The sequence below is a fragment of the Campylobacter sp. 2018MI34 genome (assembly GCF_016598975.1).
Classification (GTDB): Bacteria; Campylobacterota; Campylobacteria; order Campylobacterales; family Campylobacteraceae; genus Campylobacter_D.
Genome location: NZ_JAENKS010000197.1, coordinates 1 through 415 on the forward strand (window position 1 = coordinate 1; position 415 = coordinate 415).

1 protein-coding gene is annotated in these 415 nt (G+C 68.9%); it reads right to left on the minus strand.

The window, feature by feature from the left end; translation table 11 throughout:
• Positions 1-93 precede the first annotated feature (93 nt).
• On the minus strand, positions 94-415 hold a 322-nt coding region (locus JG676_RS08415; RefSeq protein ID WP_200217956.1), incomplete at its 5' end, for a TrmO family methyltransferase.

A 415-nucleotide genomic window follows, 5' to 3' on the forward strand; every position in this document is an offset into this window, starting at 1 on the left:
TTGCGGAGTCGACGACTTCCCGCGTCTGCGCCAATGCGGGACGCGCCAGCAGCGTGCCGCCGAGCAGGGCCAGGGCATGGCGGCGCCTCAGCGTCATTTGTCGCCGACCTGGAAGTCACCGGCCTGCGCCGGCGCGAGCGGCTTGAACAGCGTGCGGTCGGGCTTGAGGTCGATCAGCGGCGTGCCGTCGAGGCAGTCGAGACCGCGCACCAGCAGGGTCGAGCCCTCGACCTTTTCGAGCTGGACGATCGAGGTGCCGATCGGGTTGGGCCGCACCGGCGTGCGCAGCGAGAAGACACCGCGGCCGTTGCCGTCGCTCTTGGGTGCCTGCAGCACCAGATCGCGTCGCGATTCGTGCAGCCAATAGAGCACCTCGAGCCGCTCGAACTCGGCAATGCTGTCGAGGCCCTTGTCC